Annotated in this window: 7 protein-coding genes and 1 pseudogene; 5 read left to right on the forward strand and 3 right to left on the reverse strand. The window is 72.9% G+C overall.

What is annotated here, in order from left to right; all coding sequences use genetic code 11:
* Window positions 1–67 precede the first annotated feature (67 nt).
* Window positions 68–994 (reverse strand): mycothiol synthase, encoded by a 927-nt coding sequence (gene mshD, locus HCN56_RS21660; protein ID WP_167973686.1) that lies wholly within the window; start codon window positions 992–994, stop codon window positions 68–70.
* A gap of 138 nt (window positions 995–1,132) precedes the next feature.
* Here mshD and HCN56_RS21665 point away from each other — a divergent pair, with 138 nt between their 5' ends.
* The 3 genes from HCN56_RS21665 (at window position 1,133) to HCN56_RS21675 (ending at window position 4,439) form a co-directional block, all read left to right on the forward strand.
* Window positions 1,133–2,998 carry a bifunctional metallophosphatase/5'-nucleotidase gene (locus HCN56_RS21665; protein ID WP_280923310.1) on the forward strand — a complete coding sequence of 622 codons (1,866 nt, stop codon included), beginning with the start codon at window positions 1,133–1,135 and terminating at the stop codon, window positions 2,996–2,998.
* Between the two features lie 217 nt (window positions 2,999–3,215).
* The gene (soxR, locus tag HCN56_RS21670; RefSeq protein ID WP_167973688.1) at window positions 3,216–3,713 is read left to right on the forward strand and encodes a redox-sensitive transcriptional activator SoxR; all 498 of its coding nucleotides are present in this window, start codon (window positions 3,216–3,218) and stop codon (window positions 3,711–3,713) included.
* Window positions 3,714–3,896: 183 nt separating this feature from the next.
* A complete protein-coding gene (locus HCN56_RS21675) occupies window positions 3,897–4,439 on the forward strand; it encodes a hypothetical protein (protein ID WP_167973690.1) in 543 nt (180 codons plus the stop codon).
* 113 nt (window positions 4,440–4,552) lie between these two features.
* On the opposite strand, the gene HCN56_RS21680 is transcribed toward HCN56_RS21675, so the two are convergent.
* Window positions 4,553–5,590: a LacI family DNA-binding transcriptional regulator gene (locus HCN56_RS21680; protein WP_167973692.1), complete on the reverse strand. Its 1,038-nt coding sequence runs from the start codon at window positions 5,588–5,590 to the stop codon at window positions 4,553–4,555.
* 25 nt (window positions 5,591–5,615) lie between these two features.
* The gene (locus HCN56_RS21685) at window positions 5,616–6,371 is read right to left on the reverse strand and encodes a winged helix-turn-helix transcriptional regulator (RefSeq protein ID WP_167973694.1); all 756 of its coding nucleotides are present in this window, start codon (window positions 6,369–6,371) and stop codon (window positions 5,616–5,618) included.
* A 557-nt stretch (window positions 6,372–6,928) separates the two neighbouring features.
* On the opposite strand from HCN56_RS21685, the gene HCN56_RS21690 reads away from it, so the two are divergent.
* A complete protein-coding gene (locus tag HCN56_RS21690) occupies window positions 6,929–7,195 on the forward strand; it encodes a MoaD/ThiS family protein (RefSeq protein WP_167973696.1) in 267 nt (88 codons plus the stop codon).
* Window positions 7,192–7,428: pseudogene (locus tag HCN56_RS27070) on the forward strand (RDD family protein); the annotation flags it as partial. The gene HCN56_RS21690 and the pseudogene HCN56_RS27070, both read left to right, overlap by 4 nt.

The following is a 7,428-nucleotide window of genomic DNA, read 5'->3' on the forward strand; positions in this document are numbered from 1 at the left end:
GCCGCGAGGGCGGCGCGCGCGGCCGACCGCTTCGGCTCGCGGCGCCGCCGGGCGCCGGGCCTCGCCGTCAGCTCTCGGTGCGGTACATCAGGTCGGTCTCGCGGGTCGCGAAGCCCTGGCTCTGGTAGAGCCGGACGGCGGCCGTGTTGTCGGCGTCGACGTAGAGCATCGCCTCCGGCAGCCCGCGGTCGTGGGCGAGGTAGCGCAGCCCGACGAGGGTGAGGGCCTTGCCGAGGCCGAGGCCCTGGTTGCCGGGGCCGACGCCGAGGACGTAGATCTCGCCGACGCCCTCTGCGGTGTGGACCTTCGTCCAGTGGAAGCCGAGGAGTTCCTCGGAGGCGGGTTCGCCGTCGGCGGTGCGCTTCTCCCGCACCGCGAGGAAGAATCCGGCCGGGTCGAACCAGGCTTCACCCATACGAGCGTCGAGATCCCGCCGAGTGAGGGACCCCTGTTCGGGGTGGTGGGCAAAGGCGGCGGCGTTGAGCTCCAGCCAGGCTTCCTCGTCACGGCCGGAGACGAAGGGACGGACCCGAATTCCGTCGGGGAGCACCGGCTCCGGAAGCGGCATTCCTTCCAACGGCCTGCGCAGTTGCCAGAGTTCGCGGAAAAGGTGCAATCCGAGGCTCTGCGCGAGATGACGCGCGGCCGGGTGGCCGCCGTGGGCCCAGATCCGCACCCGGCGCCCGGACTCGGCGAGCAGCGCCTCACCGACGGCCCGGCCGTGGCCGCGACCGCGGTGGTCGGGGTGAACGACCAGCTCAGCGGCGGGGGCCTCCACCCGGTCGGTTCCGTCGAGTTGGCCGTAGGCGACCAACTCGCCCTTCTGGCGCAGCATCACGTGCCGCACACCTTCACGGGGGCCGCCCCGCAGCAACAGGCGGCCCTGTTCCGACACCGCACTCTGACCGTCGAGCCGCGCACCCGCGTCGATCAGTTCCCCGGCGTCCCGCTGGTCCGCGGCCGACACCTCGTCCACCACTGTGACGTCGCTCATGGCAAAACTCTACGGCGATTTCGACGCGAAGCGGCAATGCGCTCGTTACGTCATTACTCCTGACACGCTACGCGCGTAGCCGTAGGCTGCCGGGCAGTTTCTTCTCTCCAGCCCTTCCCGGAAAGGAACTTTCCCCCCATGCACGGACCTTTCGCCCGGTCCAGCCGGAGCAACGGCCGAGGCCGGGGGCGCCGTCGCGCCGCCGGCATGGTCGCCGCCGCTCTCGCCGGCGCACTCGCGCTCACCCTGCCCGCCGCCGCCAGCCCGTCCACCGAGGCGGGCCAGTCCCGCGACGCCGGGACGGCCGGCCTCGGGCTGGGCCTGCCCAACCTGCCGGGGCTGCCCAGCATCACCGTCGACCTCCAGGTCCTGGCCATCAACGACCTGCACGGCGCGCTGGAGCCGCCGACGGGTTCCGGCGGCCAGGTCACCCACGACCACGGTGACGGCCACACCGAGGCGATCGACGCCGGCGGGGTGGAGTACCTCGCCACCGCCCTGCGCGAGGCGCGGAAGGGCAACTCCCGTTCCGTGACGGTGGCGGCGGGCGACATGGTCGGCGCGACCCCGCTGATCTCGGCGCTGTTCCACGACGAGCCGACCATCGAGGCGCTCAACGCGCTGAAGATGGACGTGGTCGGGGTCGGCAACCACGAGTTCGACGAGGGCTGGCAGGAGCTGCTGCGCAAGCAGGACGGCGGCTGCCACCCCGAGGACGGCTGCTACGTCGAGGACCGCGAGTTCGAGGGTGCGGACTTCCCGTTCCTGGCCGCCAACGTCGTGCACGAGAAGACCGGCAAGCCCATCACCGCGCCGTACACGATCAAGCGGATGAAGGGCGCCAGCGTCGGCTTCATCGGCGTGACGCTGCAGGGCACCGCCGACATCGTGACGCAGGAGGGCATCCAGGGGCTGGAGTTCCTCGACGAGGTCGAGACCATCGACACGTACGCCAAGCAGTTGAAGAAGCGCGGCGTCAACGCGGTCGTGGCACTGATCCACGAGGGCGGGTACCCGGCCAACCCTGCCTACAACGCGGACTGCGACGCCGACGGCGGCGGTCTCTCGGGGCCGATCGTGGAGATCGCCGAGAAGACCACCCCGATGGTGGACGTGATGGTCACCGGCCACACCCACGAGGCGTACGTCTGCTCCATCCCCGACCCGGCCGGCAACGACCGCCTGGTCACCTCCGGCCAGTCCAACGGCCGCCTGTACACCGAGCTGAACATGAAGTACGACCTGCTGCGGCGCGACATCGTCCGGACCTCGGTCGAGGGCACCAACCACGTCGTCCACCGCGACCAGCCCAAGGCCCGCGACCTGACGCGACTGGTGGACTTCTGGGCCGAGTTGGCCGCTCCGATCGCCAACGAGCCCGTCGCCTGGATCAGCGAGGACATCTGGCAGGACCGCACCGTCCCCGAGACGCCGCTGGGCAACCTGGTCGCGGACGCCCAACTCGCCCACGCCCAGGGCATCGACGACTCGGCGGAGATCGCACTGATGAACCCGGGCGGAATCCGCACCGACCTGGTGTACGCGGCCTCCGGTGACGAGGGCGACGGCGTGGTGACGTACGAGGAGGGCTTCGCCGTCCAGCCGTTCACCAACTACGTGCATCTCGTCGACCTCACCGGCGAGCAGCTGGTGCAGGTGCTCCGCGAGCAGGTGAGCGGGCCCAACGAGGGCTCCAACAAGATCCTCCAGCCCTCGGAGGGCTTCGAGTGGACGTTGGACCTGACCCGCTCGGGTGCGGACCGCGTCCTCACGGACTCGGTGACGGTGGGCGGGGAGCCGCTGGACACCGACCGCGTCTACCGGGTCGCGGTCAACTCGTTCCTCGCGGGCGGCGGGGACGGCTTCCCGACGCTGGCCGAGGGCGCGAACCCGGTCGTCGGCGGCATCGACCTCGATGCGCTGATCGACCACCTCGGCGAGGTCTCCTCGCCGCAGGCGCCGCTCGCCGCGCCCGCCGCGGACCGGATCACCGTCATCCGCTGAGGCCGTTGCGGCCGCCCCCGCTGCGGCCGCGCAGGCCGCCGAGGCGCCACCGGCCGTGAGGCCGGGACTCCTCCCCCGGGCCCCGCTCCCGCCGCACCCGCGGCGCGGGCGGGGCCCGCCGCGTGCCCGGGCACCGGGCGTCCCGGCACCGGGCGTCCCGGCGTCCGACCCCCGGGAGAATCCTCAACCTCGCTCGAAGTCGAGCTACCCTGACCGCATGGCCCACGGAACGATCAGCCGCGAACTCACCATCGGGCAGCTCGCCGAGCGCAGCGGCGTCGCGCCGTCCGCGCTGCGCTTCTACGAGGACAGCGGGCTCATCGACTCGCGGCGGACCAGCGGCAACCAGCGGCGCTACCGCCGGGAGACACTGCGCCGGGTCGCGTTCATCCGGGTCTCGCAGAACCTCGGCATCCCGCTCGCCGAGATCCGCGACGCGCTCGCCCTGCTGCCGAACGGCCGGACGCCGACGCCGGAGGACTGGGCCGCGGTCTCCGAGCGCTGGCGCGGCGATCTCGACGCCCGCATCCACCAGCTGACCCAGCTGCGCGACCACCTCTCCGGCTGCATCGGCTGCGGCTGCCTGTCGCTGCGCGACTGCGCGCTGGCCAATCCCGGCGATGCCCTCGCCGAGGGCGGGCCCGGCGCCCGCCGGCTCACCCGGCGCGAAGCGGCAGCCACCGACGACGAGGCGCAGCGGGAGGAGCCGAACTAGCCTGACAGCACTCGCAGTTGCGCAACCCACGCGGTCGCCGCGAGGGGAACCAACCTCGCCTGTCGGACAGTTCGCCGCACGCACCGCCGCGGCAGGACACAGTTCCGTCGCGCTTCCACCACGACCAGGACACAACGCGGTCGAAGCGCTGCGAAATCCGCTACACCACGCTGTGCTTGGGCGATGAGAACGATCACCTCACGCACCGCACACCGCCGCGCCCTGACCGCGGCGGCCGGTGCCGTCATCCTCGCCGTCACCCTCACCGCCTGCTCGGGCGACGGCGACGACTCAGCCGGAAACTCGGACGCGTCCAACGGGAGCGACGCGTCGAACGCGCAGGAAGGCGACGACTCCGCGCCGTCGGAGGAACTGAACGACTCCGGGCTCCGCAGTGAGCTGTCGGAGGGCGACTGCTGGGGCCGCGCCGACACCGTCGACCACGACGCGGTGCCCTGCTCCGAACCGCATGTCTTCGAAGTGACCGGTGTCCACGACGACTTCCTGCCGTCGGCGCCGGACGACATCATCACCACCACCCAGGAGAAGGACGCGCTCTGCGAGGAGACCTTCGCCGCCTACTTCGGCTTCACCGTCGACGACCAGGAACCGCTGGTCCTGTTGTCGACCGCGGAGCCCAGCGTGCTGGCCCGCGGTGTTCCGCAGACCGTGGTGTGCAGCGCCTACACCATGCGCACCGAGGAGCACACCGGCTCGTTCCGGTGACCCGACCGCAGGCCGTGGTCACGCTGCCCCACCCCTGGTAGGCCTCGCGGCCGCACGCGGCACACCCCGCCGCACGGCCCGCCCGGCACCCGCACCGCCGCGCCCGCCCCGCGTCACCCCGCAGGGGCGGGCGGCGGGCAGCCGCAGGACTGCCGCAGCTTCAGCTCCACCGGGAACTGCCGCACCCGGTCCGGGGCGCCGCCGCCCTCCGCCGGGTCGCCCATCGCCAGGCCGACGGCGGCCCGCGCCATCGCGCCCCGGTCGGAACCGACCGTCGTCAGCGGCGGGTCGGTGAGACCCGCCTCCTTGACGTCGTCGAACCCGGCGACGGCCAGCTGCCCGGGCACGTCGAGCCGCAGCTCCCGCGCGGCACGCAGCACGCCGATCGCCTGGTCGTCGGTGGCGCAGAAGATCGCCGGCGGGCGGTCCGGCCCGGCGAGCAGTTCCAGCGCCACCCGGTAGGCGTCGTAGCGGTTGTAGGGCGCGGAGAACAGCCGCCCCTCGACGGGGAGGTTGGCGTCGCGCATCGCGTTGCGCCAGCCCTCGACGTGGTCGGTGACCGGGTCGCCGACGGTCGGGGTCTCCTCGGTGCCGCCGAGGCACGCGACGTAGGGGTAGCCGTGCGACAGCAGGTGCCGCACGGCCTCCTCGGCGCCTCCGACGTCGTCCAGGACGACCGCCACGTCGTTGATGGCCTCCGGCCGCTCGTGCATGAGCACCACGCGGGCGTCCCACGCCTCGATCTCGGCCGCCGCGTTGGCGGTGGGGCCCTGGCTGATCAGGATCAGTCCGGAGACCCGCATGCCGAGGAACGCGCGGAGATAGTGCACCTCGCGCTCGTCGAGGTAGTCGGAGTTGCCGACCAGCACCATCATCCCGCGCTCGGCGGCCGCGCGTTCGACGGCGTGCGCCATCTCGGCGAAGAACGGCTGCCGCGCGTCCGGCACGATCAGCCCTATGAGGTCGGTCCGCTGCGAGGCCATGGCCTGCGCGACCCGGTCCGGGCGGTAGCCGAGCTCCTTGATGGCGTTGAGGACCCGTTCCCGGGTCGCCGCGGCCACCGGACGCGGGCCGTTGTTGATGACATAACTGACGACGGCGGTCGAGGTTCCCGCCAGTCGTGCGACATCGTCCCGCGTCACCTTGGCCACGGCGGAAGTCTAGACCGCTGCCGGCTCAGGCCCGGCGTGCGGCCTGTTTGACCACCTGCTCGGCCTCGCGGGTGACGGCACGGGCCTGCTCGGCCTCGACGGAGTCGGTCTTCTCCGGCACGACGAAGCGGTAACCGACGTTGCGGACGGTGCCGATCAGCGACTCGTGCTCCGGGCCGAGCTTGGCGCGCAGCCGCCGGACGTGGACGTCCACCGTGCGGGTGCCGCCGAAGTAGTCGTAGCCCCACACCTCCTGGAGGAGCTGCGCGCGGGTGAAGACGCGGCCCGGGTGCTGGGCCAGGTACTTCAGCAGCTCGAACTCCTTGAAGGTGAGGTCCAGCACGCGGCCCTTCAGCTTGGCGCTGTAGGTCGCCTCGTCGACCAGCAGGTCGCCGTTGCGGATCTCGGTGGGGTTGTCGTCGCTGACCAGCTGGCGGCGGCCGACGGCGAGCCGCAGCCGGGCCTCGACCTCGGCCGGGCCGGCGGAGTCCAGCACCACGTCGTCGACGCCCCAGTCGGCGGTGACGGCGGCGAGGCCGCCCTCGGTGACGATCAGCACCAGCGGGCAGCCGGGGCCGGTGGAGTGGAGCAGCTGGCAGAGCGAGCGCACCTGCGGCAGGTCCTTGCGCCCGTCGATGAGGATCGCGTCCGCGCTGGGGACGTCCACCAGCGCCGGGCCCTCCGCGGGGGCGACACGCACGTTGTGGAGCAGCAGCTCGAGAGCCGGGAGCACCTGGGAAGACGGCTGGAGGGCATTGGTCAGCAGAAGCAGGGAGCTCACGACGAGGTCCTTCCTCAGTCCTGGACAGCGTGACGGCGGTACAGCGATGCGGGTGCTGGTACGCGTTTCGGCGGAGATGGACAGTTGGAACGGCGGACGGCTCAGGCGACGTTGCCCGGGTATCCCGGTCTGCGCGGGCCCGGTCGCGGGCGGACGACGTCACGTGCGACGAAGATCCACAGCGGCCCGGAAAGCGCGAAAGGACCCGTTCGCGGCGTCGGCGCCCGGATCCTTCTGGCACGAGAGCATACCGGAGGTGTCCGATCCGTGAAGGGACGCGCGTCACATCGCCGACATGCGGACGTGATCCGGCCACCATGTGGACGCCGCCGGGGCCACGGCCCGACCCGCGCGCGTCACCGGGGCGACACCGCCGGGACACCCGGCCGTCCCGCCGCGCCCTCGCTCCCCGGTCCCGCCCCGCCGGAGTCGGCCGCCACCGGGCCCGCACCGACGGGCGGTTCCGGAGCGGCCGGACCGGCCGGGGAGCCGTCCGGGGGCGGGACGGGCGCGGCCCGCGGGGCTGCCATGATGGGCGACTACAGCGGGAGGACTCGATGGCGAGCGGCACGATCAGGTACTGGGCGGCGGCGAAAGCGGCCGCCGGCACCGCCGAGGAGACATACCGGGCGGACCACCTGGCGGCCGCGCTGGACGAGGCCCGCGCCCGGCACGCGGACCGCCCGGAGTTCGAGCGGGTGCTGCTGCGCTGCTCGTTCCTGGTGGACGAGCGCCAGGTCGGCTCCCGCGACCACGCAGACGTCCCGCTCACCGAAGGCGGCACCGTCGAGGTGCTGCCGCCGTTCGCCGGAGGCTCCCGATGAGCACCCCCCATCCGCACGACCAGCCCGGGTACGGCCCGCCGACCGGGCAGCCGCACCCGGCGGGACCGGGGTACGCCGGCCCGCCCGGGGCGGGCCACGAGCCGACCGCCGCGCACGGCGGACCGGTCCACGGCGGCGCGTACGACGCCGGGTACGGCCCCGGGTACACCGGTGGCGCGCAGGGCGGCCCCTACGGCGGGCAGCCCGGACCGGCCGGGCCGCAGGGCGGGTAC

Origin of the sequence: Streptomyces lonarensis, from assembly GCF_012033735.1 — a bacterium.
GTDB lineage: Bacteria > Actinomycetota > Actinomycetes > Streptomycetales > Streptomycetaceae > Streptomyces > Streptomyces lonarensis.

Coding starts and splice junctions, on each gene's coding strand:
- mshD (WP_167973686.1), bottom strand. CDS start 994: ATGAGCGACGTCACAGTGGTGGACGAGGTGTCGGCCGCGGACCAGCGG.
- HCN56_RS21665 (WP_280923310.1), top strand. CDS start 1,133: ATGCACGGACCTTTCGCCCGGTCCAGCCGGAGCAACGGCCGAGGCCGG.
- soxR (WP_167973688.1), top strand. CDS start 3,216: ATGGCCCACGGAACGATCAGCCGCGAACTCACCATCGGGCAGCTCGCC.
- HCN56_RS21675 (WP_167973690.1), top strand. CDS start 3,897: ATGAGAACGATCACCTCACGCACCGCACACCGCCGCGCCCTGACCGCG.
- HCN56_RS21690 (WP_167973696.1), top strand. CDS start 6,929: ATGGCGAGCGGCACGATCAGGTACTGGGCGGCGGCGAAAGCGGCCGCC.